The sequence below is a fragment of the Streptomyces sp. NPDC021080 genome, from assembly GCF_044333225.1.
Lineage (GTDB): Bacteria > Actinomycetota > Actinomycetes > Streptomycetales > Streptomycetaceae > Streptomyces.
In genome coordinates this window covers 185,818-210,482 of the sequence record NZ_JBIRQM010000007.1, presented here as the reverse complement: position 1 = coordinate 210,482, position 24,665 = coordinate 185,818, and the positions used below count along the sequence as shown (strand labels likewise).

The 24,665-nt window shown below is 71.2% G+C and carries 20 protein-coding genes; 16 read left to right on the top strand and 4 right to left on the bottom strand.

The annotated features are described in order from the left end of the window. Nucleotides 1-296: 296 nt before the first annotated feature. The 4 genes from ACH4S8_RS19190 to ACH4S8_RS19175 all read right to left on the bottom strand — a co-directional run bounded on the left by ACH4S8_RS19190 (nt 297) and on the right by ACH4S8_RS19175 (nt 5,887). Entirely contained in the window at nt 297-2,684 is a 2,388-nt protein-coding gene (locus ACH4S8_RS19190; protein WP_398395413.1) for a DUF3488 and DUF4129 domain-containing transglutaminase family protein, read from the bottom strand. Next, a complete protein-coding gene (locus ACH4S8_RS19185) occupies nt 2,681-4,042 on the bottom strand; it encodes a DUF58 domain-containing protein (protein WP_398395411.1) in 1,362 nt (453 codons plus the stop codon). The genes ACH4S8_RS19190 and ACH4S8_RS19185 overlap by 4 nt, the downstream gene beginning before the upstream one ends. Then, nucleotides 4,042-5,076, bottom strand: coding sequence for an AAA family ATPase (locus tag ACH4S8_RS19180; RefSeq protein WP_398395409.1), 1,035 nt, complete (start codon nt 5,074-5,076; stop codon nt 4,042-4,044). The genes ACH4S8_RS19185 and ACH4S8_RS19180 overlap by 1 nt, the downstream gene beginning before the upstream one ends. 262 nt (nt 5,077-5,338) lie before the next feature. Next, nucleotides 5,339-5,887, bottom strand: a complete 549-nt coding sequence (locus ACH4S8_RS19175; protein ID WP_398395407.1) for a beta-class carbonic anhydrase — start codon at nt 5,885-5,887, stop codon at nt 5,339-5,341. Nucleotides 5,888-6,313: 426 nt separating this feature from the next. Between ACH4S8_RS19175 and rsmH the strand changes: the two genes are divergently transcribed. From rsmH to ACH4S8_RS19095, 16 genes are all read left to right on the top strand, one after another. Continuing rightward, complete coding sequence (gene rsmH, locus ACH4S8_RS19170; RefSeq protein ID WP_398395405.1) at nt 6,314-7,321, top strand: 16S rRNA (cytosine(1402)-N(4))-methyltransferase RsmH; 1,008 nt, start codon at nt 6,314-6,316, stop codon at nt 7,319-7,321. Nucleotides 7,322-7,536: 215 nt separating this feature from the next. Further along, entirely contained in the window at nt 7,537-8,052 is a 516-nt protein-coding gene (locus ACH4S8_RS19165) for a hypothetical protein (protein WP_398395403.1), read from the top strand. A gap of 5 nt (nt 8,053-8,057) precedes the next feature. Beyond that, on the top strand, nt 8,058-10,010 hold the full coding sequence (locus ACH4S8_RS19160; protein ID WP_398395401.1) for a peptidoglycan D,D-transpeptidase FtsI family protein: 1,953 nt from the start codon (nt 8,058-8,060) through the stop codon (nt 10,008-10,010). A 202-nt stretch (nt 10,011-10,212) separates the two neighbouring features. Then, nucleotides 10,213-11,733 (top strand): UDP-N-acetylmuramoyl-L-alanyl-D-glutamate--2,6-diaminopimelate ligase, encoded by a 1,521-nt coding sequence (locus tag ACH4S8_RS19155; protein WP_398395399.1) that lies wholly within the window; start codon nt 10,213-10,215, stop codon nt 11,731-11,733. Between the two features lie 4 nt (nt 11,734-11,737). Beyond that, nucleotides 11,738-13,144 carry a UDP-N-acetylmuramoyl-tripeptide--D-alanyl-D-alanine ligase gene (gene murF / locus ACH4S8_RS19150; protein WP_398395397.1) on the top strand — a complete coding sequence of 469 codons (1,407 nt, stop codon included), beginning with the start codon at nt 11,738-11,740 and terminating at the stop codon, nt 13,142-13,144. Beyond that, nucleotides 13,144-14,214, top strand: a complete 1,071-nt coding sequence (mraY, locus tag ACH4S8_RS19145; protein WP_398395907.1) for a phospho-N-acetylmuramoyl-pentapeptide-transferase — start codon at nt 13,144-13,146, stop codon at nt 14,212-14,214. Before murF ends, mraY begins: the two co-directional genes overlap by 1 nt. Continuing rightward, on the top strand, nt 14,196-15,623 hold the full coding sequence (gene murD / locus ACH4S8_RS19140; RefSeq protein WP_398395395.1) for a UDP-N-acetylmuramoyl-L-alanine--D-glutamate ligase: 1,428 nt from the start codon (nt 14,196-14,198) through the stop codon (nt 15,621-15,623). The genes mraY and murD overlap by 19 nt, the downstream gene beginning before the upstream one ends. 68 nt (nt 15,624-15,691) lie before the next feature. Then, nucleotides 15,692-17,053, top strand: coding sequence for a putative lipid II flippase FtsW (gene ftsW / locus ACH4S8_RS19135; protein WP_398395393.1), 1,362 nt, complete (start codon nt 15,692-15,694; stop codon nt 17,051-17,053). A gap of 6 nt (nt 17,054-17,059) precedes the next feature. After that, nucleotides 17,060-18,151, top strand: a complete 1,092-nt coding sequence (gene murG, locus ACH4S8_RS19130; RefSeq protein WP_398395391.1) for an undecaprenyldiphospho-muramoylpentapeptide beta-N-acetylglucosaminyltransferase — start codon at nt 17,060-17,062, stop codon at nt 18,149-18,151. Nucleotides 18,152-18,176: 25 nt separating this feature from the next. Beyond that, a complete protein-coding gene (locus ACH4S8_RS19125) occupies nt 18,177-18,962 on the top strand; it encodes a cell division protein FtsQ/DivIB (RefSeq protein ID WP_398395389.1) in 786 nt (261 codons plus the stop codon). 275 nt (nt 18,963-19,237) lie between these two features. After that, entirely contained in the window at nt 19,238-20,431 is a 1,194-nt protein-coding gene (ftsZ, locus tag ACH4S8_RS19120) for a cell division protein FtsZ (protein ID WP_398395387.1), read from the top strand. Then, nucleotides 20,428-21,165: a peptidoglycan editing factor PgeF gene (pgeF, locus tag ACH4S8_RS19115; protein WP_398395385.1), complete on the top strand. Its 738-nt coding sequence runs from the start codon at nt 20,428-20,430 to the stop codon at nt 21,163-21,165. The genes ftsZ and pgeF overlap by 4 nt, the downstream gene beginning before the upstream one ends. Before the next feature lie 6 nt (nt 21,166-21,171). Beyond that, entirely contained in the window at nt 21,172-21,891 is a 720-nt protein-coding gene (locus ACH4S8_RS19110; protein ID WP_398395383.1) for a YggS family pyridoxal phosphate-dependent enzyme, read from the top strand. A 129-nt stretch (nt 21,892-22,020) separates the two neighbouring features. Then, nucleotides 22,021-22,662 (top strand): cell division protein SepF, encoded by a 642-nt coding sequence (locus ACH4S8_RS19105; RefSeq protein WP_398395381.1) that lies wholly within the window; start codon nt 22,021-22,023, stop codon nt 22,660-22,662. Nucleotides 22,663-22,714: 52 nt separating this feature from the next. Then, on the top strand, nt 22,715-23,002 hold the full coding sequence (locus tag ACH4S8_RS19100; RefSeq protein WP_037623312.1) for a YggT family protein: 288 nt from the start codon (nt 22,715-22,717) through the stop codon (nt 23,000-23,002). A gap of 55 nt (nt 23,003-23,057) precedes the next feature. Beyond that, complete coding sequence (locus ACH4S8_RS19095; protein ID WP_398395378.1) at nt 23,058-24,362, top strand: DivIVA domain-containing protein; 1,305 nt, start codon at nt 23,058-23,060, stop codon at nt 24,360-24,362. Nucleotides 24,363-24,665: the final 303 nt, after the last annotated feature.

Here is a 24,665-nt window from a genome sequence, read left to right as displayed (position 1 = left end):
GTATCTAACCGCGGTGCCTGCTTGGCGGCTCCCACCTGGGGGCAACTTGCGCCTTCGGGGCCGCCGCCGCTCACAAACCAACCCCCGGGGGGGGGGGGGGCGGCGGGGCGGGGGGGGCCCCCCCCCTCACGCGTAGGCGCGGCCAAAACCTCCGGAACGACGAAGGCCCGGCCCCTGTCACGACCGCCCCACCTCCGGCAGGGCCGGCCCTGCCGGAGCCCGTAGGGCGTTCAGGCCCGGCAGGACCCGGTGTTCGGCCCCGGCGCAAACCGGGGCCGGGGCCGGTGCCGTGCCCGTCAGCCGTTCTGGCCCGACGGGCGGTGGAACAGGGCCCGCCCGCGGGCGGACAGCCGGGTCCTCAGGTTCGCCCGGAAGGCCGAGACCATCCACATCACCCGGACGGCCGAACGGGGAGCGAGGAGAGCGCGCAGCCGGGCGGGACGGCTCGCGGAGGTCCTGAAGGACTTCACGACCAGACGCGCGTCGTTCGCGAGGCCCGCCACCGGCCGGGGGTGTGGAGCGTAGAGAACCTGCTCCACGGCTGCGGCCAGCCGGTGCACCGCGGCCGAGGCCTCCGGATCCAGCTTCCCGAGCCGGACGATCCGCTCGGCCGCCTTCCTCGGTGTCTGAGACTCCTCCGGCGCGATCCCGTGGTCCCACGCCGTGTCCCTCACCTCCGACCAGGCGCCCAGGGTGTACGCCGCCACGTCCGCCTCGGTGCGGCCGTGGCCGCCGAGCCGGGCCGCCCGTACCCGCGTCCGCCACAGCAGGGGCAGCAGCGGCAGTCCCAGGACCAGGAGCCCGGCCAGCGTCAGTCCGAGGATCCTGGACCAGGGCCAGTCGTCGTCCTGGGGACCGATCACCGCCGACGAGGACTGGTCCGGGCAGGCCGCCAGCTTCCGCAGCTGGGGCGAGCAGCTCTCGCTCGCCGACGGCTCGGCCGAGGGCGCCGCGGACGTCGAGAACGCGGGCTTCGGGGCCGCGGAATCGGTGTTGCCCGGCGTGTTCGTCTGGGTGTACGACGGCACCGAGCCCCGGCTCGGGGTCGGCTCGAAGCGGGTCCAGCCCACACCCTCGAAGTACAGCTCCGGCCAGGCGTGCGCGTCCCGCAGCCCCACCGACATCGAACCGTCCGCCTGCGGGGTGCCCGCGGTGAAGCCCACCGCCACACGGGCAGGGATCCCGAGCGTCCGCGCCATCGAGGCCATCGCGAAGGAGAAGTGGACGCAGAAGCCTTCCTTCTCCTTCAGGAAGTTCGCGATCGCCCGGGCGCCGGTGCCGGCCTGCACCTGGGTGTTGTACCGGAAGTCGCCGCTGACGGCGAAGTAGTCCTGGAGCTTGACCGCCTGCTCGTAGTGGTTGGCCGAACCCGCCGTGACCTTGCGGGCCGTCTTCGCCACCACCGCGGGCAGCGACGCCGGAACCCTGGTGTACTCGCGCTTCAGCGCGGGCGAGGGCTCCGGGGCGCTCGCCAGCTGCTGCGCCGTCGGCTCCACCATCAGGCTCGTGACCTCGTACTGCACGCCACGGGTGTTCTGCCCGTGGTCGCCGTTGAGGGTGCGCCCCACGGGTTCGTAGCGCCAGCTGCCGCTGATGTCCACCTTGCCGGCCGGATACGGCATCGGCAGCCAGTCCTGCGCGTACCAGTCGGCCGCCGCTATCCGGGTCCGGACGGTCGCCCGCTTGACCTCGCCGGAGAGCCCGGCCGGCGCCGGGAACGTCTCCGGCACGTCCACGGTGTGGCGCTGGGTCGGCTTCCACGCCGTGCCGTCGAAGTCGTCCAGCGAGACGATCCGCAGATACATGTCCTGCGTGTCCGAGGTGTTCGTGCGGTACGTCATGACCGTGCGGTCCACGTCCACGTTCAGATTGTCGCGGAGCGCCACCAGCGCGTTCACCGAGGAGACCGGCCCGTCCCCGGTGCCGTTGCCGATACCCCGCCCCGTGGCGTCCAGCAGGCCACCGTCGAAGGAGGGCAGGGCGAGCGGCACGAACAGGGCGACGCCCAGCGCGACCGCGCCGATCCGCCGCCCGGTGCGCACGGGCGCGACGACACCGCTCGCGGGCGCCGGCCCGGGCGCGCGGGCCGCCCCGCCGAAGACGCGGCCCCACTGCGAGAGCCGGTCCCGGCTCTCGGCGAGCAGCAGCATCAGATACCCGGCGGCCGCGAGCAGGAACCACAGCCAGGCCGCGCCGCCGCCGGACAGACCCGCGGCGACCGAGTACAGGGCGAGCAGCGGAAGACCGGCGGGCGCGGCGCTGCGGTAGGTCACCGCGAGGGTGTCCACCGCGAGCCCGATCACCAGGACACCGCCGACCACCATCAGCCGGATCCCGTCCGACAGCGGCGCCGGGATCGAGTACCTGCCGACGTCGTCCGCGCCCGCCCGGAGCAGTGCCGAGAAGTGCTGGAAGGCCTCGGGCCCGGGAACGAACCCGGCGAGGGACTGATGCCGGGCGAAGACCAGCGTCAGCAGCATCAGCGTCACCAGCGCCTGCGCCACCACGGTCAGCGGCCGGGCCAGCGGGACCCGCCGGGTCAGCGCGCCGACGCCGGTCTGCACGACCAGCAGGAACGCCGCCTGGAAGATCCAGGTCGCCGGGCTCACCAGCGGCAGCAGCGCACAGGACGTCATCAGTGTGGCCGCCGCCGCACACAGCGCCAGCCGGGCCCGCCCGCTCATACGCCACCACCCCCCGCGGTAGTCCCCGTCGACGCCATGTGCGTGCGCTGACGGTCCGCCTCGCGCCACAGGCCGGCGAGCGACGCCCCCCGTGGCACCTTCACGGCGGTCCAGCCCGCCTCACGCAGCATGCGCAGCGGGTCCGTGGTCCCGTCCGGCGGGCCGGGCACATCGGTCGGTTCCCGCACCCAGGACTCACTGTCCAGCACGAACGCGACGGCCCCGCCGCTGCGCTGGCGCATCTTGCCGAGCACGGCCGCCTGCTCCTCGTCGAGATCGCCGAGGAAGGCGATCAGCAGTCCTTCGTTGCCGCCGCGCAGCACGTCGTACGCCCGGGAGAGGCCCGTGCCGTCCGAGTGGTCGACGACGGCGAGGGTGTCCATCATCATTCCGGCGGCGTCCGCCGACTCCTGGCTCGCGCCCGCGAACCCGTCGGAGCCCTCGCCGGGCACCGAGCTGCCGGTGTCCGTCAGCAGGCGCACCGAGAAGCCCCGTTCGAGCATGTGCAGCAGCGCGGACGCCGTTCCCGAGACGGCCCACTCGAAGGCCGAGTCGGGTCCCGCGCCCTGGAAGGCGATGCCCCGGGTGTCCAGCAGCACCGTGCAGCGGGAGCGCTGGGGCTGCTCCTCGCGGCGGACCATCAGCTCGCCGTAGCGGGCGGTGAGCCGCCAGTGCACGCGGCGCAGGTCGTCTCCGTAGCGGTACCCGCGCGGAATGATGTCGTCCTCGCCGGCCAGGGCGAGAGAGCGCTGCCGTCCGTCGCCGTACCCCTTCGCCTCACCGGTCAGCCGTGCCGGCGGCAGCGCCTCCACGCGCGGGATGACGGTCAGGGTGTCGTACGCCGAGAAGGAGCGGGTCAGCTCGCACATGCCGAACGGGTCGGTCAGCCGCAGCTGGAGCGGGCCCAGCGGATAGCGGCCGCGCAGGTCGGAACGCACGCGGTAGGACACCTCGCGGCGACCGCCGGCCTCCACCCGGTCCAGCACGAAGCGGGGGCGCGGGCCGAGGACGTAGGGCACCTTGTCCTGGAGCATCAGCAGGCCGGTGGGCAGCCGCGAGATGTTGTCCATGCGCAGATGCACGCGGGCCTCGGAGCCGGCGGGCACGCGCCCGGGGGAGAGCCTGCGGCTGCCCGCGACCCGGTAGCGGGTGCGGTACAGCACGGTCGCGCAGATCAGCGGCAGCACCGCGAGGAGCAGTCCGACCCGGAGCAGGTCGCTCTGCCCGAGGACGTACGCGCAGATCATGGCGGCCACTCCGGCCGCCAGGAAGGAGCGGCCGCGTGTGGTGAGACCGGCGAGCGCGGTGCGCAGCCCGCCCCTGTCCTCGGCGGTGTGCCCCGTGCTCGCCTGTGTCATCACAGCCTCCGGGGCGGCTGCTGACCGTAGGTGGGCGCGCCCCGGCCCATCGAGAGGCCGGACTGCTGGTGAGCGGCGGGCACCGGGGTGCGCTGGATGATCTCCTGGACGACCTGCTCGGAGGTGCGGCGGTTCAACTGCGCCTGGGCCGTGGGCAGCAGGCGGTGGGCCAGGACCGCGACGGCGAGTGCCTGCACGTCGTCCGGCAGTGCGAACTCCCGGCCGCTGAGGGCGGCGGACGCCTTCGCCGCGCGCAGCAGATGCAGCGTGGCGCGCGGTGAGGCGCCGAGTCTGAGGTCGGGATGGGTGCGGGTGGCCGCCACCAGGTCCACCGCGTAGCGGCGCACCGGGTCGGAGACGTGGACCGTGCGGACCGCGTCGATCAGTTTCACGATGTCGTGGGCGTGGGCGACCGGCTGGAGGTCGTCCAGCGGGCTCACCCCGCCGTGGATGTCCAGCATCTGCAGTTCGGCTTCCGCGCTCGGGTAGCCGATGGAGACACGGGCCATGAAGCGGTCGCGCTGGGCCTCCGGCAGCGGGTAGGTGCCCTCCATCTCGACCGGGTTCTGCGTGGCCACCACCATGAACGGGCTGGGCAGTTCGTAGGTCTGCCCGTCGATGGTGACCTGCCGCTCCTCCATCGACTCCAGGAGCGCGGACTGCGTCTTGGGCGAGGCGCGGTTGATCTCGTCGCCGATCACGATCTGCGCGAAGATCGCGCCCGGCTTGAACTCGAAGTCCCGGCGCTGCTGGTCCCAGATGGACACCCCCGTGATGTCCGAGGGCAGCAGGTCGGGCGTGAACTGGATGCGCCGCACCGAGCAGTCGATGGAACGCGCCAGCGCCTTGGCGAGCATGGTCTTGCCGACGCCGGGGACATCCTCGATCAGAAGATGGCCCTCGGCGAGCAGCACGGTCAGCGAAAGCCGTACGACCTCAGGCTTGCCTTCGATCACACCCTCCACCGAATTGCGGACACGCTCCGCAGTGGCGGTCAGATCCGTAAGGCTCGCTCGATCGTCATAGGTCGTCACCCGGCCCTCCTCGGCCCGTTCGGGCCGACGCCCTGTGCGGACCGGCCCACCCCGAAACACGGGCACCACGCGCGAAAGGTTCCGCGTGACGCCACACCAGCATTCTTGTTGCCGTTACCGGTTCGTGTCATCCGCCTGTGGACAAGTGGCCGCGATATGTCAGTTCTTACGGCTCTTTGGGCACCGGACGGCCGGGGTTTTTTGTGAGGAGAGGGTCCCACGAGCTGCGGAGAGCCGGTGACCGGGGGCCCGGCGGGGCCGGTCAGGCGGGGTCGATCTCCCGCAGCAGGCCGGTCGTCACGTCGAAGACGAAGCCGCGCACGTCGTCGGTGTGCACCAGAAAAGGGGAGGTGCGCACCCGCTGCATCGACTGCCGTACGTCCTGGTCGACGTCCCGGAAGGCCTCGACCGCCCACGCGGGGCGCTGGCCGACCTCCATCTCCAGGTCGTGCCGGAACTCCTCCGTGAGGGACTCCAGGCCGCAGCCGGTGTGGTGGATGAGGGCCACGCTGCGGGTGCCGAGGGCGCGCTGGCTGATGGTGAGGGAGCGGATCACGTCGTCGGTGACCACGCCGCCCGCGTTGCGGATCGTGTGGCAGTCGCCCAGCTTCAGGCCGAGCGCGGCGTGCAGGTCGAGGCGGGCGTCCATGCACGCGACCACGGCGACCCGCTGCACCGGGCGGGCGTCCATCCCGGGGTCGGTGAAGGCGGCGGCGTATTTCCCGTTCGCTTCCACGAGGCGGTCGGTGACCGAGCGCTCCGTGTCTATGGCGTCTTCGGGCTCGGTGGGAACGGATGCGGAAGTCGTCATACCTGCGACGTTACTGGTCACGTGTGGACGAGGCCTGTTGTGAGAGGGGACAAAGAATGTCATCGCGGCTTGTTGTGAGGTAATCCACACGGGCGGTGACGACGTGCCCGTTCGGGTGATTCTTCCGGATCCGCCGCTTCGGTCCGAGCGCCGTCCGCGACGCGCAGGCCGGTTGATTGACCGCGAGACACCGTGGACTAAAGTGACGCGAAGCGGGAGGCGAGGCTCTCCCCGCTGGACTGTTTTCCCTGGAGACCCGGCGACTTTCCGGACTCTCCCCACGTGCGCGGCGCGTACGTACGGCTCGGCCTCCTCCCGCTCCCGGTCGGCTGACGCCATTCATCCGGCGCCAGCAGACCCTTCCCTTCCCGAGCGGGTGGGGACCCGGCGGTGCGTACGGCCGCGCCGGACCTGAGAGGGCCCGCAATGCAAGGGCGTGAAGCGCTTCCCGACGAGGGCGACGGCGGGCGGCCGGAGGGGCAGAGCCGACACGTCCCGGTCATGCTCGAGCGGTGCCTGGACATGCTGGCCCCGGCCCTCGCCGAGCCGGGAGCCGTGGTCGTCGACTGCACGCTCGGGCTCGGCGGTCACAGCGAGGCGCTGCTCACCCGGTTCCCCGGAGTGCGGCTCGTCGCCCTGGACCGTGACAAGGAGGCGCTGCGCCTCTCCGGAGAGCGGCTCGCCCCCTACGGCGAGCGCGCCACCCTGGTGCACGCCGTCTACGACGAACTCCCCGACGTACTGGACCGCCTGGGCATCCCCCGCGTCCAGGGCGTCCTGTTCGACCTCGGCGTCTCCTCCATGCAACTCGACGAGGCCGACCGGGGATTCGCGTACGCGCAGGACGCCCCGCTCGACATGCGCATGGACCAGACGACCGGCATGAGCGCCGCCGAGGTGCTCAACACCTACCCGCCGGGCGAACTGGTGCGGATCCTGCGGGCGTACGGCGAGGAGAAGCAGGCCAAGCGGATCGTCTCCGCCGTCGTGCGCGAGCGCGAGAAGGAGCCCTTCACCAACAGCGCGCGGCTCGTCGAACTGATCCGTGACGCCCTGCCCCAGGCCGCCAAGCGCACCGGCGGCAACCCCGCGAAGCGCACCTTCCAGGCGCTGCGCATCGAGGTCAACGGCGAACTGAGCGTCCTGGAGAGGGCGGTCCCCGCGGCCGTGAAGGCGCTCGCCGTCGGCGGCCGCATCGCCGTGCTGTCGTACCACTCGCTGGAGGACCGGCTGGTCAAGCAGGTGTTCGCGGCCGGCGCCGCCAACACCGCGCCGCCCGGACTGCCGGTCGTCCCCGAGCGCTACCAGCCCCGGCTCAAGCTCCTCACCCGCGGTGCCGAACTTCCCACCGAGGAAGAGGTCGCCGAGAACCGGAGAGCGGCTCCGGCCCGGCTGCGGGGGGCACAGCGCATCCGCGAGGAATCCGCCGAGTGAGGCGCGGGGAGAAGGAGGGGCCGTGAGGTGGGAGGCCGGTCGCGCGGGGCGCCCCGGGCCCGTGTCCCGGACCCGCCGGACGGCGGGGGCCGGGCGTCCGGACCCGCGGCCGCCCCGTGAATCCGGGAACCGGACCCACGGCGGTTTCGTGACAAGGGGAACCGAACCCATGGAGCGGCCGTGATGCCGGTACGCCAGAGTCACAGGGAGGGCGCGTGAGCGGCAAGCCTGAACTCAGGGGGCGGGCCGCCCGGCTCGCGCGGCTCCTTCCGGCCGGTGCCGGGCAGGCCGCCCGCACCCCCTTCGTGTTCCTGGTGGTCATGCTCCTCGGCGGCGGCCTCATCGGGCTCCTCGTGCTGAACTCGGCGCTCAGCGAAGGCGCGTTCCGCCTCGACGACCTCCAGAAGGACACCAAGAGCCTCACCGACGAGGAGCAGGCCCTCCAGCGGGACGTGGACGCCTACTCCGCCCCCGACGCCCTCCAGCGCCGCGCCCGCGAACTCGGCATGGTCCCCGGCGGCGACCCGGCCTTCCTCGGCCCCGACGGCACGGTCAAGGGCGTTCCCGGAGCCGCGGGCTCCGCCGCGCGGTCCCCGGTGATCCCCCCGCCCGAGGTCCTCGCCCCGGCCCCGCGCACCAAGGGCCCGACGGCGTCCGCCGCCTCGCGCCGGTCGTCCGCGGCCCGGGTCCCCGTCCCGTCCGCACAGCCCTCCACGACTCCTGGCAGGTGACGGAAGTGTCCGACAGGGAACCGCCGCGCCGCCGGGTGCCCGGCCCCGCCAGGCCCGCACGCCCCGCCGGCCGGAGCCGTCCGGGCCCGGGGGGCCGTCCCCCGCGCCGCCCGGCCGCCGCCCGCTCCGACGGCCCGCGCGTCATCCGGCTCGGCAGTCCCCGCCCGCGTCTGCGCATGGTCAGCCTCGCGCTGACGCTGGTGATGATCGCGTTCGTCGTACGGCTGCTCCAGGTGCAGGCCGTGGACGCGGGCGCCTACGCCGCGAAAGCCGAGCAGAACCGGTACGTGGGGCGCACCCTGGCCGCCGAGCGCGGCGGGATCACCGACCGGGGCGGCGTCGAGCTCGCGACGAGCGTGGACGCGTACGACATCACGGCCGACCCGACGATGTTCACGCGCGCGGCCACCGAGGTGGGGGACGCCCCCGAACAGGCCGCGGCCCTCCTCGGCCCGATCATCGGCCAGGACGTCGACACCGTGGCCAGGAAGCTGCGGACGGGGAACACCCGCTACGTCCTCCTCGCACACCGCCGCACCCCCCAGGTCTGGCAGCAGATCAAGGACCTGAAGAGCACGCTCGGGACCAAGGCGGAGACCGACCGGAGCACGGTCAACGTCCTCGCGGGCGTCCTGGCGGTACCGGCCAGCAAACGCGTGTACCCGAACGGCGATCTCGCCGCCGGGATACTGGGCTGGGTCAACGCCGACGGCAAGGGTGGCGGCGGCATCGAGCAGCAGCTGAACAAGGTGCTCACCGGCAAGGACGGCAAGATCCGCTACGCCCAGTCCGGGGGCCGCCAGGTGCCGACTGTGGGCTCCACCGAGACACCGGCCGTGGCCGGCTCCGACGTCGAGCTCACCATCGACCGGGACATCCAGTGGGCCGCGCAGGACGCCATCACCGAGCAGGTGAAGAAGTCCGAGGCGGACCGCGGCTACGTGATAGTGCAGGACACGAGGACCGGCCAGATCCTCGCCATGGCCAACGCACCCGGCTTCGACCCCAACGACCTCACCCAGGCCAACGCGGCGGCCATGGGCAACGCGGCCGTCCAGGACGCCTACGAGCCCGGCTCCACCGCCAAGCTGATGTCGATGGCCGCCGTCCTCCAGGAGAACGTGGCGACCCCCGAGACCCACGTCGTCGTGCCCAACCGGCTGCACCGCGGCGACCGGCTCTTCCAGGACGACATCGACCACAAGACCTGGCACCTCACGCTCAACGGCGTGCTCGCCAAATCCAGCAACATCGGCACCATCCTGGCGACCGGCCAGCTCGGCAAGACCCAGAAACAGGCCAACCAGGTCCTCTACTCGTACCTGCGCAAGTTCGGCATCGGCAGCCACACCGGGCTCGGGTTCCCCGGCGAGACGGCGGGCATCCTCGCCCCCGCGGACAAGTGGTCCACCTCGCAGCAGTACACGATCCCTTTCGGCCAGGGCATGTCGATCAACGCGCTGCAGGCGGCCTCCGTCTACTCGACGATCGCCAACGGCGGCGTCCGTATCGAGCCGACCCTGGTGCGCGGCACGAAGGGGCCCGACGGCCGCTTCACCCCCGCGCCCGCGCCGAAGAAGAACCGGGTCGTGAGCGAGAGGACGGCGAAGGCGCTCGCCCAGATGCTGGAGTCCGTGGTGGACGACGAGCAGGGCACCGGCATCAAGGCGCGCATCCCCGGGTACCGGGTCGCGGGCAAGACCGGTACGGCCAACCGCGTGGATCCGGCCACCGGCAAATACCACGGCTACACGTCCTCCTTCGCCGGATTCGCCCCGGCCGACAAGCCCCGGATCACCGTCTACTGCGCGATCCAGAACGCCACGAAGGGCCTCTACTACGGAGGCCAGATCTGCGGACCCGTCTTCAAACAGGTGATGGAGTTCGCCCTGAAGACCCTTCAGGTCCCGCCCACCGGTACCCACGCGGCCCGGCTCCCCGTCGACTTCACGCCGTGACCCCTCCGACCGCACGCTGTGATCAGCACCCACGCACAACGGACCAGGAACCACCGTGACAACGATCACCCCGGACCCCGGGAACCAGCCCTCCCCGCACACCCCGTCCCCGCCCTCGCTTCGCCCCGGCGGGGGTGAGCCCGGTACGCTCACCGCCGTGCCACAAGCTGATCAGTCCCAAACCCCCCAGAAGGGCGTTCCTGTGACCTTTCCGGGGCCGCCGCGTCCGGTTCACGTCTCCGCCATCCCCGTCGCGGAGCTGGCCGATCAGCTGGGCGCCGAGAGGCCGGACAGCGCCGCCGGGGTCACGGGCATCACCCATGACTCCCGTGCGGTGCGTCCCGGCGACGTGTACGCCGCACTGCCCGGCGCCCGGCTGCACGGCGCCGACTTCGTGACCCAGGCGGCCGGCCTCGGTGCCGTCGCCGTGCTCACCGACCCGACCGGCGCCGAGCGCGCCGCGGCCACCGGTCTGCCGGTCCTCGTCGTCGAGGACCCGCGCGGATCGATGGGCGAGCTCGCGGCCACCGTCTACGGCCACCCGGGGCGCGATCTCCTCCAGATCGGCATCACGGGCACCTCCGGCAAGACCACGACGGCCTACCTCGTCGAGGGCGGCCTGAAGACGGTCCGCTCCACCGGCCTGATCGGCACCGTCGAGATGCGCATCGGCGACGAGCGCATCAAGTCGGAGCGCACCACACCCGAGGCCACCGACCTCCAGGCCCTGTTCGCCGTCATGCGCGAGCGCGGGGTCGACTCGGTCGCGATGGAGGTCTCCAGTCACGCGCTGGTCCTCGGCCGGGTCGACGGCTGCGTCTTCGACGTCGCCGTCTTCAACAACCTCAGCCCGGAACACATGGAGTTCCACACGGGCATGGAGGACTACTTCCAGGCCAAGGCGCAGCTGTTCACGGCCCGGCGCAGCCGGCTCGGCGTCGTGAACTTCGACGACGAGTACGGCCGCAGGCTCGCCGGGGAGGCCACCGTCCCGGTCGTCACCTTCTCCGCCGAGGGCCACCCGGACGCCGACTGGCGCGCCGAGGAGGTCGAGGTCGGCCCGATGGACTCCACGTTCACCGCGGTCGGCCCCAAGGGCGAGCGGATCACCGCCCGCTCGCCGCTCGCGGGCCCCTTCAACGTGGCGAACACCCTCGCCGCGATCGTCGCCCTCGCGGCCGCCGGGATCGACCCGCAGACCGCGGCCGACGGCATCGCAGCCGTCCCCGGGGTCCCGGGCCGGCTGGAGCGCGTGGACGAGGGCCAGCCCTACCTCGCCGTCGTCGACTACGCCCACAAGACGGACGCCGTCGAATCCGTCCTGCGCGCCCTGCGCAAGGTGACCGAGGGCCGGCTGCACGTGGTGCTCGGCTGCGGCGGCGACCGTGACAGGACCAAGCGGAAGCCGATGGGCGCGGCCGTGGCCCGGCTCGCCGACACCGCCGTCCTCACCTCCGACAACCCCCGCTCCGAGGACCCCCTCGCGATCCTTGCCACGATGCTGGCCGGGGCCGCCGAGGTACCGGCCCACGAGCGGGGCGAGGTCCAGGTCTTCGAGGACCGGGCCGCCGCCATCGCCGCGGCCGTCGCGCGCGCAAAGCCGGGCGACACCGTGCTGGTCGCGGGCAAGGGCCACGAGCAGGGCCAGGACATCGCCGGGGTGGTGCGTCCCTTCGACGACCGCCAGGTGCTTCGCGAAGCTATCCAGCAGACCCAGGGATGAACTTGTGATCGCCCTCTCTCTCGCCGAGATCGCAGCAGTCGTCGGCGGGCAGACGTACGACATACCGGATCCGGCGCTCCAGGTCACCGGACCGGTCGTCAGAGACTCCCGTGAAGTGGAGTCCGGCAGCCTCTTCGTCGCCTTCGTCGGCGAACGCGTGGACGGCCACGACTACGCCGAGGCGGTGATCGAGGCCGGCGCGGCCGCCGTCCTGGCGTCCCGCCCCGTCGGCGTGCCCGCCATCGTCGTCGACGACGTGCAGACGGCTCTCGGTGCCCTCGCCCGCCATGTAGTCGAACGGCTCGGCGCGACCCTCGTGGCCCTCACCGGCTCCGCGGGCAAGACCAGCACCAAGGACCTGATCGCCCAGGTCCTGCGGAGCAAGGCGCCGACCGTCTTCACGCCCGGTTCCCTCAACAACGAGATCGGACTGCCGCTCACCGCGCTCAGCGCCACCGAGGAGACGAAGTTCCTCGTGCTGGAGATGGGTGCCCGCGGCATCGGCCACATCCGCTATCTGACGGAGCTCACCCCTCCGCGGATCGGTCTCGTCCTCAACGTCGGCACCGCCCACATCGGTGAGTTCGGTGGCCGCGAGCAGATCGCGCAAGCAAAGGGCGAGCTCGTCGAGAGCCTTCCCGAGGACGGCGCCGCGGTCCTCAACGCGGACGACCCCCTCGTACGCGCCATGGCGTCGCGCACGAAGGCGCGCGTGATCCTCTTCGGAGAGTCCGACGAAGCGGACGTACGGGCCGAGAACGTCCGGCTCACGGAGAGCGGACAGCCTTCCTTCAGTCTTCGCACACCCTCCGGGTGCAGTGATGTGACCATGCGCCTGTACGGTGAGCACCACGTGTCGAACGCGCTCGCCGCGGCCGCCGTCGCCCATGAGCTGGGCATGTCCGCAGACGAGATCGCCCGCGCGCTCTCCGAGGCGGGCTCCCTCTCCCGTTGGCGGATGGAGGTCACCGAGCGTCCGGACGGCGTGACGGTCGTCAACGACGCCTACAACGCGAACCCCGAGTCCATGCGAGCCGCCCTGCGCGCGCTCGCGGCGATGGGCCAGGGGCGGCGGACCTGGGCGGTGCTCGGTCAGATGGCCGAGCTCGGGGACGAGGCGCTCGCCGAGCACGACGCGGTCGGACGGCTTGCCGTCCGGCTCAATGTCGGCAAGCTCGTCGCGGTCGGGGGCAGGGAAGCGTCCTGGCTGCAACTGGGCGCATATAACGAGGGTTCGTGGGGTGAGGAGTCGGTGCACGTGTCCGACGCACAGGCGGCTGTCGACCTGTTGCGCAGCGAGCTGCGCCCAGGGGACGTCGTGCTCGTGAAGGCGTCCAGGTCCGTCGGGCTGGAACGGGTGGCGCTCGCGCTGCTCGCCGACGGTACCGAGGGTGAGGTTTCCGCCCGATGATGAAGCAGATCCTGTTCGCAGGAGTCCTCGGTCTGTTCCTGACCCTGGCCGGCACTCCGCTGCTGATCAAGCTGCTGGCCCGCAAGGGCTACGGCCAGTACATCCGCGACGACGGCCCGCGCGAGCACGCCAGCAAGCGCGGTACGCCGACCATGGGCGGTATCGCCTTCATCCTGGCGACGATCGCCGCGTACTTCCTGAGCAAGCTCATCACCGGTTACGCCCCGACCTACTCGGGTCTGCTGGTCCTCGGCCTGATGTTCGGCATGGGCCTGGTCGGCTTCCTCGACGACTACATCAAGATCGTCAAGCGGCGTTCGCTCGGTCTGCGGGCCAAGGCGAAGATGGCCGGACAGCTGATCGTCGGCATCTCCTTCGCGGTGCTGGCCCTGATGTTCGCCGACAACCGGGGCAACACCCCGGCCTCCACCAAGCTGTCGTTCATCACGGACTTCGGCTGGTCGCTCGGCCCGGTGCTGTTCGTCGTCTGGGCGCTGTTCATGATCCTCGCCATGTCGAACGGCGTGAACCTCACCGACGGCCTCGACGGGCTCGCCACCGGCGCCTCCGTGCTCGTCTTCGGCGCCTACACGTTCATCGGCGTATGGCAGTTCCAGGAGTCCTGCGCCAACGCGACGACCCTGACCAACCCCGGTGCCTGCTACGAGGTGCGCGACCCGCTCGACCTGGCCGTGGTGGCCTCCGCGCTGATGGGCGCCTGCCTGGGCTTCCTGTGGTGGAACACCTCGCCCGCGAAGATCTTCATGGGCGACACCGGTTCGCTCGCCCTCGGCGGTGTCCTCACGGGCCTGGCCATCCTCTCCCGCACGGAGCTGCTGGTGGCCATCATGGGCGGCCTGTTCGTCCTCATCACCATGTCGGTCGTCATCCAGGTCGGCTCGTTCCGGCTCACCGGCAAGCGCGTCTTCCGGATGGCACCGCTCCAGCACCACTTCGAACTCAAGGGCTGGTCCGAGGTCCTCGTGGTGGTCCGCTTCTGGATCATCCAGGGAATCTGCGTGATCGTCGGACTCGGCCTCTTCTACGCAGGATGGGCAGCCAAGAAGTGACCGACTGGCAGGGGAAGCACGTCACCGTCGCCGGCCTCGGCGTCTCGGGAATCCCGGCGGCCAAGGTCCTGCACGGCCTCGGCGCGCTCGTCACGGTCGTCAACGACGGGGACGACGAACGGGCCCGTGCGCAGGCCGCGGACCTGGAGGCGCTCGGCGTCACCGTGCGCCTCGGTGACGGCGCGACCCTGCCCGAGGGCACCGAGCTCATCGTCACCGCGCCCGGCTGGCAGCCGGACAAGCCGCTGTTCACCGCGGCCGCCGCGGCGGGCGTCCCGGTCTGGGGCGACGTCGAACTCGCCTGGCGGCTGCGGGAACTGGACGGCAGGAAGCCGGCTCCCTGGCTCGCGGTCACCGGCACCAACGGCAAGACCACGACCGTCCAGATGCTCGCCTCCATCCTGAAGGCGGCGGGCCTGCGCACGGCCGCCGTCGGCAACATCGGCGTCTCCCTGCTCGACGCGGTCCTCGGCGAGGAGGAGTACGACGTCCTCGCGGTCGAACTCTCCAGCTACCAGCTCCACTGGGCGCCCTCGCTGCGCGCCCACTCCGGGGTGGTGCTGAACCTCGCGCCCGACCATCTCGACTGGCACGGCTCCATGGAGGCGTACGCCGCCGACAAGGGCCGTATCTACGAGGGCAATCGGGTCGCCTGTGTCTACAACGTGGCCGACAAGGCCACCGAGGACCTGGTGCGTGCCGCGGACGTCGAGGAGGGCTGCCGGGCGATCGGCTTCACCCTCGGCGCCCCCGGTCCCTCCCAACTCGGCGTCGTGGACGGCATCCTGGTCGACCGCGCCTTCGTCGAGAACCGGCAGAAGAACGCCCAGGAGCTGGCGGAGGTCTCCGACGTCACTCCGCCCGCCCCGCACAACATCGCCAACGCCCTTGCCGCGGCGGCCCTCGCGCGCGCCTTCGGGGTGCCTCCCCGGGCCGTGCGGGACGGACTGCGGGACTTCACCCCGGACGCGCACCGCATCGCGCACGTGGCCGACGTGGACGAGGTCGCCTACGTCGACGACTCCAAGGCCACCAACACGCATGCCGCGGAAGCCTCCTTGGCGGCCTACGAGTCGATCGTGTGGATCGCCGGAGGGCTCGCCAAGGGCGCGACCTTCGACGAACTGGTCGCCCGGTCGGCGAAGCGGCTGCGGGGCGTCGTCCTGATCGGCGCGGACCGCGCGCTGATCCGCGAAGCCCTCGCGCGACACGCCCCCGAGGTACCGGTCGTCGACCTCGACCGGACCGACACTGGGGCGATGCTCGCGGCCGTCCAGGAGGCCAGGAGGCTCGCCGGGCCCGGCGACACGGTGCTGCTGGCCCCGGCCTGTGCGTCCATGGACATGTTCGCCAACTACAACAAGCGCGGTGACGCGTTCGCGGAGGCGGTCCGCGAACTCGGAGCCTGACCCGGTTGCCTGGCCGGGCGAACCTGGGAGGGACGGACGCGTGACATCGCTGTGGCCCGGAGACTCCGATGCCGACTAGCCGGACCGGCCGCCCTCCCGTGCGGCGGGCCGGCCGGCCCGCCGCCGCCGGGGTGCCGCGCGACAATCCCGTACGCCGTCTCCACCTGCGCGCCCGCAAGGCCTGGGACCGGCCGCTGACCGCGTACTACCTGATCCTCGGCGGCAGCCTGCTGATCACCGTGCTGGGCCTCGTGATGGTCTACTCGGCCTCGCAGATCACGGCGCTCCAGCTCTCGCTGCCCGGGTCGTTCTTCTTCCGCAAGCAGGCCCTGGCCGCCCTGATCGGCGGTGTGCTGCTGTTCGCCGCCTCGCGGATGCCGGTGAAACTGCACCGTGCGCTGGCCTACCCGATCCTGGCCGGCGCCGTTTTCATGATGGTCCTGGTCCAGGTGCCCGGGATAGGCCTCTCGGTCAACGGCAACCAGAACTGGATCTCGCTGGGCGGCTCGTTCCAGATCCAGCCCAGCGAGTTCGGCAAGCTCGCGCTCGTGCTCTGGGGCGCCGATCTGCTCGCCCGTAAACAGGAGAAGCGGCTGCTGACCCAGTGGAAGCACATGCTGGTCCCGCTCGTGCCCGCCGCGTTCATGCTGCTCGGCCTGATCATGCTCGGCGGCGACATGGGTACCGCGATCATCCTCACGGCCATCCTGTTCGGGCTGCTGTGGCTGGCCGGAGCGCCCACCCGGCTGTTCGTGGGCGTGCTGTCCGTCGCCCTGGCGATCGGCTTCGTCCTCATCAAGACGAGCCCCAACCGCATGTCCAGGCTTGCCTGCATCGGCGCCACCGAGCCGGGACCGCACGACACCTGCTGGCAGGCCGTGCACGGCATCTACGCCCTCGCCTCCGGCGGACTCTTCGGATCGGGCCTCGGTGCCAGTGTGGAGAAATGGGGCCAACTTCCCGAAGCGCACACCGACTTCATCTTCGCCATCACTGGGGAGGAACTGGGCCTCGCGGGGACGCTGTCGGTGCTCGCCCTCTTCGCGGCTCTAGGCTATGCGGGTATCCGCGTGGCCGGACGCACGGAGGATCCCTTCGTCAGGTATGCCGCGGGAGGCGTGACCACCTGGATCACGGCCCAGGCCGTGATCAACATCGGTGCGGTGCTCGGTCTGCTGCCGATCGCCGGAGTCCCGCTCCCGCTGTTCTCCTACGGGGGCTCCGCCCTGCTGCCGACCATGTTCGCCATCGGGCTGCTGATCGCCTTCGCGCGTGACGACCCCGCTGCGCGGGCGGCTCTCGCGATGCGGCAACCCCGCTTTGGCAGAAAGCGGGGTGCGGTGAGAGAGTCCGCAAGGGCCGCGGGGCCCCGGAGATGGAACACGATGCGACGGCGTGCCTCTGCGGCGCGTTCGTCCGGAGAGCGGTGAATTTCGGTGCATGTCGTACTCGCCGGCGGGGGGACCGCCGGCCACATCGAGCCCGCGCTCGCCCTCGCGGATGCCCTGCGCAGGCAGGACCCGACCGTGGGGATCACGGCCCTGGGCACGGAACGGGGGCTGGAGACCCGGCTCGTGCCCGAGCGCGGTTACGAACTCGCGCTGATCCCGGCCGTGCCGCTGCCGCGCAAGCCCACCCCGGAGCTGATCACGGTTCCCGGACGGCTGCGCGGCACGATCAAGGCCGTCGAGCAGATCCTGGAGCGGACCAAGGCGGACGCGGTCGTCGGCTTCGGCGGCTACGTGGCCCTGCCCGGCTACCTGGCGGCCAAGCGCCTCGGCGTGCCGATCGTCATCCACGAGGCCAACGCCCGGCCCGGACTCGCCAACAAGATCGGATCGCGGTACGCGGCCCAGGTCGCCGTCTCCACGCCCGACAGCAAGCTCCGCGGGGCGCGTTACATCGGCATCCCGCTGCGCCGCTCCATCGCCACGCTCGACCGGGCCGCCGTACGGCCCGAGGCGCGCGCCGCGTTCGGGCTCGACCCGAACCTGCCGACACTCCTCGTGTCGGGCGGCTCGCAGGGCGCCCGCCGCCTCAACGAGGTGGTCCAGCAGGCGGCTCCGTACCTCCAGCAGGCCGGGATCCAGATCCTGCACGTGGTGGGTCCGAAGAACGAACTGCCACAGGTGCACCAGATGCCGGGAATGCCCCCGTACGTCCCGGTATCGTACGTGGACCGGATGGATCTCGCGTACGCCGCGGCCGACATGATGCTCTGCCGCTCGGGCGCGATGACCGTCGCCGAGCTCTCCGCCGTCGGACTGCCCGCCGCCTACGTCCCGCTGCCCATCGGCAACGGCGAACAGCGGCTGAACGCCCAGCCGGTGGTCAAGGCGGGCGGCGGACTGCTGGTCGACGACGCGGAGCTGACCCCGCAGTGGGTACAGCAGAACGTGCTGCCCGTGCTCGCCGACCCGCACAAGCTGTACGAGATGTCGCGCGCCGCCGGTGAGTTCGGCCGCCGCGACGCCGACGACCTGCTCGTCGGCATGGTGTACGAGGCGATCGCCTCGCGTCATCGCTAGGACCGCATGAGGGAAGGCAGGGAGCGTGGCCGGACCGACGACCGCCGAGCGCGGTGAACGGCAGAAGCCGGAGTCCGGCCCGCCCCGGCCGCCCCTGGACGGGCGGCTCCGCCGCCTTCGTAGGCTCATCATCCTTTTGCTCGCCGTGGTGTTGGCCGGGGCCGCCGCGGTGTGGATCCTCTACGGCTCCCCCTGGCTGCGCACGGAGCGCGTCACGGTCTCCGGGGTGCGGGTGCTGACCGACGCGCAGGTGCGGGAAGCGGCCGGCGTGCCGGTCGGATCACCGCTGGTCTCCGTCGACACGGACGCGATCGGGGCGCGCCTGCTCAGGGAGTTGCCCCGGATCGACTCGGTCGAGGTCGTCCGGTCCTGGCCCCATGGAATCGGTCTGAAAGTGACCGAACGGACTCCCGTCCTGATCGTCGCGAAAGGCGCGAAGTTCGTCGAAGTGGACGCCGAGGGCGTGCGGTTCGCCACGGTCCCCGACGCCCCGAAGGGCGTGCCCGCACTGGAGTTGGCGGTCCCGAAGGGCACCGCGCCGCGCCGCTTCCCCGTCGGCCGGCTGGTGCGCGAGGCGGTACGGATCGCCGGGGACATTCCGGGCGAAGTGGCCCGTGACACCCGTACCGTCAAGGTCCGTTCCTACGACGCCGTCTCGCTGGAGCTGGGGGGCGGCCGGACCGTCGAGTGGGGCAGCGCCGAGAAGGGCCGGGCCAAGGCCAGGACGCTCCTTGCTCTCATGAAAGCCGATCCCGGGGCCCGGCATTTCGACGTAAGTGCCCCCACAGCCCCCGCATCGTCCGGCAGTTGACCCGCATCTGCGCAGGCCAGCACCCTGGTTGGGCAGTGCTGCGCCTGATCACATAGGGTGAAAAGAAAAACGGGAGGTTCGGCGTGTTCGTTGAACGCGCGCCACTTGTCGACTTAGTGTCCTGTTCGGAAGAGTCCAAGGAACAGACACACTGGTAACCCTAAACTTCAGCGTTAGGGTTCGGGTCGGCGTTCGGACCGTCCCACTCGGCATCAGTCGTCGGATCGCGAACGTGCGAGGCGGCGACACGTAACTCGAGGCGAGAGGCCTTCGACGTGGCAGCACCGCAGAACTACCTCGCAGTCATCAAAGTCATCGGTGTCGGCGGCGGTGGTGTCAATGCCATCAACCGGATGATCGAGGTCGGTCTCAAGGGCGTCGAGTTCATCGCCATCAACACAGACGCGCAGGCGCTGTTGATGAGCGACGCCGACGTCAAGCTCGACGTCGGCCGGGAACTCACGCGCGGCCTCGGGGCCGGAGCCAACCCGGCAGTCGGCCGCAAGGCCGCCGAGGACCACCGCGAGGAGATCGAGGAGGTCCTCAAGGGGGCCGACATGGTCTTCGTGACGGCCGGAGAGGGCGGCGGCACCGGCACCGGCGGCGCGCCCGTCGTGGCCAACATCGCCCGCTCGCTGGGCGCCCTGACCATCGGCGTGGTCACCCGCCCCTTCACCTTCGAGGGCCGGCGCCGCGCCAACCAGGCCGAGGACGGCATCGCGGAGCTCCGCGAAGAGGTCGACACCCTCATCGTCATCCCGAACGACCGGCTGCTGTCGATCTCGGACCGCCAGGTCTCCGTCCTCGACGCCTTCAAGTCGGCGGACCAGGTCCTGCTCTCCGGTGTCCAGGGCATCACCGACCTGATCACCACGCCCGGTCTGATCAACCTCGACTTCGCCGACGTCAAGTCCGTCATGTCCGAGGCCGGTTCGGCACTCATGGGCATCGGCTCCGCCCGCGGCGACGACCGCGCGGTGGCGGCGGCCGAGATGGCCATCTCCTCGCCGCTGCTGGAAGCCTCCATCGACGGCGCCCGCGGCGTCCTGCTGTCCATCTCCGGCGGCTCCGACCTCGGCCTGTTCGAGATCAACGAGGCCGCCCAGCTGGTCAGCGAGGCGGCGCACCCCGAGGCCAACATCATCTTCGGCGCGGTCATCGACGACGCCCTCGGCGACGAGGTGCGGGTCACCGTCATCGCCGCCGGCTTCGACGGCGGGCAGCCGCCGGCCAAGCGGGAGAACGTCCTCGGCTCGGCCGCGGCCCGGCGCGACGAGCAGGTCGCCCCGCGCCCCGCGGAGAGCCGCCCGTCCTTCGGGACGCTCGGCAGCGTCACGCCGAAGGAGCCCGCTCCCGAGCCCGCCCCGGAGCCGGTCAGCGAGCTGCCGGTGTCCCCGCCGGTCCCGCCGTCCCGTTCCTACTCGGACAGCGCGGCCGAGGAGCTGGACGTGCCGGACTTCCTGAAGTGATAGGACAGCGCTCCGCAGCGAGCACCGTGAACGGCGCCCACTTCGCCTTCACCGACAGGTGGGGCGGGGTGAGCGCCGTTCCGTACGAGGAGCTCAACCTCGGCGGAGCGGTCGGCGACGACCCCGCCGCCGTGCGCGCCAACCGGGAACTCGCCGCGAAGGCGCTCGGGCTCGACCCGGCCCGGGTCGTCTGGATGAACCAGGTGCACGGGCCGGACGTGGCGGTCGTCGAGGAGCCCTGGGGCGCCTCGGAGATCCCCGCCGTCGACGCGGTCGTCACGGCGCGCCGCGGGCTCGCGCTCGCCGTTCTCACCGCCGACTGCACACCCGTCCTGCTGGCCGACCCCGTCGCGGGCGTGGCTGCCGCCGCACACGCGGGACGGCCCGGCATGGTCGCCGGCGTGGTTCCCGCGGCCGTACGGGCCATGGTGGAACTCGGCGCCGATCCGGCCAGGATCGTCGCCCGCACCGGACCCGCCGTCTGCGGACGGTGCTACGAGGTGCCGGACGCGATGCGCGCCGAGGTCGCCGCCGTCGAGCCGGCGGCGTACGCCGAGACGAGCTGGGGGACACCCGCGGTCGACGTGACCGCAGGGGTGCACGCGCAGCTCGAACGGCTCGGAGTGCGCGACCGGGAGCAGTCGCCGGTGTGCACGCTCGAATCGGGGGACCACTTCTCGTACCGACGGGACCGCACCACCGGGCGGCTCGCGGGATATGTCTGGCTGGACTGATGGGGCATGACAGACCGTAAGGCTCAACTCGCCGCGAACCTGGCGAAAGTGGAAGAGCGCATCACGGCGGCGTGCACGGCCGCCGGGCGCAAGCGCGAAGAGGTGACCCTGATCGTGGTCACCAAGACCTATCCCGCCACTGATGTGCGGATCCTGTCGGAACTCGGTGTGCGTCACGTGGCCGAGAACCGGGACCAGGACGCCGCACCCAAGAGCGCGGAGTGCTCGGATCTGTCCTTGTTGTGGCATTTTGTCGGACAATTGCAGACCAACAAGGTGCGCTCTGTGGTCGGTTACGCGGATTTCGTGCAGTCCGTCGACCGTTCCCGTCTTGTCACGGCTCTCTCCAAGGAAGCGGTGCGGGCGGAACGCGAAGTGGGGTGCCTGATCCAGGTCGCGCTGGACGCGCAGGAGAGCGGCCGGGGCGAGCGGGGTGGCGTGGGGGTGGGCGGTGTCGAGGAGTTGGCCGACCTCGTCGCGCGCTCCCCGGGACTCCGGCTCGACGGGCTGATGACCGTCGCTCCGCTCACCGGTACCTATGCAGGGCGTCAACAACAGGCGTTCGAGCGGCTGATGGATTTGTCGACTGCCGTGCGCCGCGCCCATCCGGCTGCGAACATGGTCTCGGCAGGGATGAGCTCGGATCTCGAACAGGCTGTGGCAGCCGGAGCGACACATGTACGCGTCGGTACTGCGGTACTCGGAGTCCGACCCGGCCTCCGGTAACGTCGCCAAGAAGTCGGACCACAGCAGAAAATATGGTCATTACCGCCAAATGCGGGCATAACGACCTCGTGGATCGCGGGCACTTGGCAATTCGTCAGCCGATCCACCACAGAGCGGAGGACTCAGAGCATGGCCGGCGCGATGCGCAAGATGGCGGTCTACCTCGGCCTCGTGGAGGACGATGGGTACGACGGCAGAGGATTCGACCCCGACGACGACTTCGAGCCCGAGCTCGACCCGGAGCCCGAGCGGGACCGGCGACGGCACGAACCGCCGCATCAGTCACACCAGGCGCACTCGTCCCAAAGGGATGAATCGGTACGAGTGGTACAGCCCTCGGTGCCTCGTGATCCGGTGCCGCATTCCGCCTCGCTCGCCGCGGAGTCCGGGCGTCCGGCGCGCATCGCCCCCGTGGCGTCCATCACACAAGAACGTCAGAGCCTGGAGAAGAACGCCCCGGTGATCATGCCCAAGGTCGTGTCGGAACGAGAGCCGTACCGGATCACCACGCTGCATCCCCGGACCTACAACGAGGCCCGTACCATCGGGGAACACTTCCGCGAGGGCACCCCGGTGATCATGAACCTGACGGAGATGGACGATACTGACGCGAAGCGACTTGTCGACTTCGCCGCCGGTTTGGTGTTCGGTCTCCACGGCAGCATCGAGCGGGTGACGCAGAAGGTGTTCCTGTTGTCGCCTGCTAACGTCGATGTCACGGCGGAGGACAAGGCTCGCATCGCAGAGGGCGGGTTCTTCAACCAGAGCTGAGACGCAGTACCGGGAACACCGCAGGGAAACAGGGGAGAGGGAAGCACGGATCATGAGCGTGGTCGGGCAGGTCTTCTACATCGCGCTGATGTGCTTCCTCATCGTGCTGATTTTCCGGCTGGTCATGGACTACGTCTTCCAGTTCGCCCGCTCATGGCAACCTGGCAAGCCGATGGTGGTCGTTCTGGAGGCCACCTACACTGTCACCGATCCACCGCTCAAGCTTCTGCGGCGGTTCATTCCGCCGCTGCGTCTCGGGGGCGTGGCGCTTGACCTGTCCTTCTTCGTACTGATGATCATCGTCTTCATCTTGATCAGACTTACGCAGAGCCTGATGTGAGCGATGTGAACGATACGGTCTTGCCGAATGCCGACGACTACGTTGAGGTGAAGAGATGCCGTTGACCCCCGAGGACGTGCGGAACAAACAGTTCACGACCGTCCGCCTCCGAGAAGGCTATGACGAGGACGAGGTCGATGCCTTCCTCGACGAGGTCGAAGCCGAACTGACCCGCCTGCTCCGCGAGAACGAGGACCTGCGCGCCAAGCTGGCCGCGGCCACGCGCGCGGCCGCGCAGAACCAGCAGCAGCAGGGTATGCGCAAACCGCCCGAGCAGCAGGACCAGCAGGGCCCGCCGCAGGGTATGCGAGGGCCCGGCGCTCCTGTGCCCGCGGGGATATCGGGTCCGCCGCAGGGCATGGGCGGTCCCATGGGTGGTCCCATGGGCGGTCCGCCCCAGCTGCCGAGCGGCGCTCCCGCGCTGCCCGCAGGCCCCAGCGGTCAGGGTGGTCAGCAGGGTCAGGGCCCGATGGGTCAGGGTCCGATGGGTCAGGGCCCCATGGGCCAGGGTCCGATGGGTCAGGGTCCGATGGGCCAGGGCCCCATGGGTCAGGGTCCGATGGGTCAGGGCCCCATGGGCCAGGGCGGTCCCGGCCAGATGCAGCAGATGGGTGGCCCCATGGGCCAGGGCGGTCCCGGCCAGATGCAGCAGATGGGTGGCCCCATGGGCGGTCCCATGGGTGGCCCCATGGGCGGTCCGATGGGCGGCCCGATGGGTGGTCCCATGGGCGGCCCCGGTCAGCAGATGCCGCAGCAGGGCCCCGGTGGCGACAGTGCCGCCCGTGTCCTCTCGCTGGCCCAGCAGACCGCCGACCAGGCGATCGCCGAGGCTCGCTCCGAGGCCAACAAGATCGTCGGTGAGGCCCGCAGCCGCGCCGAGGGTCTGGAGCGCGACGCCCGTGCCAAGGCCGACGCCCTGGAGCGGGACGCGCAGGAGAAGCACCGCGTCGCGATGGGCTCCCTGGAGTCCGCCCGCGCCACGCTGGAGCGCAAGGTCGAGGACCTGCGCGGCTTCGAGCGCGAGTACCGCACGCGTCTGAAGTCCTACCTGGAGTCGCAGCTGCGCCAGCTGGAGACGCAGGCGGACGACTCGCTCGCCCCGCCGCGCACCCCGGCCGCCGCGTCCCTGCCGGCGTCCTCCGCGCCGTCGATGGCTCCCGCGGGTGCCGGTGCGCCGTCCTACGGCGGCAACCCGGGCATGGGCGGACCGTCGCAGGGCGGACCGTCCTACGGCGGGCAGCAGCAGATGTCGCCCGCGATGACCCAGCCGATGGCTCCGGTGCGGCCTCAGGGCCCGTCGCCGATGCAGCAGGCGCCCTCGCCGATGCGCGGGTTCCTCATCGACGAGGACGACAACTGACGGCGGCCGTCACGCCTTAGGCGTCGGCAGCATTCAGGGCGAGGCCCCCGGATTCCGGGGGCCTCGCCCTTTTGCGCGCCCGCCAGAGGCCTGTACGGGGGCCAGGGGGCGCTCGTACGGGTAGCGCAGGTCTTGGCGCCGCACGGGGGCCGGACGCCCCGCACGGGCCCGTACGGCGTTTCCGTGCGCCGCCGTCACGGAGGAGACCCGGTTCCGTGCGGGCGCCGGGCCACGGAGGAGGCACCCGTTCCGTGCGGCGCCGGAGTACGGCGAAGGCCCGGGGCCACCAGGATCTCCTGGTGG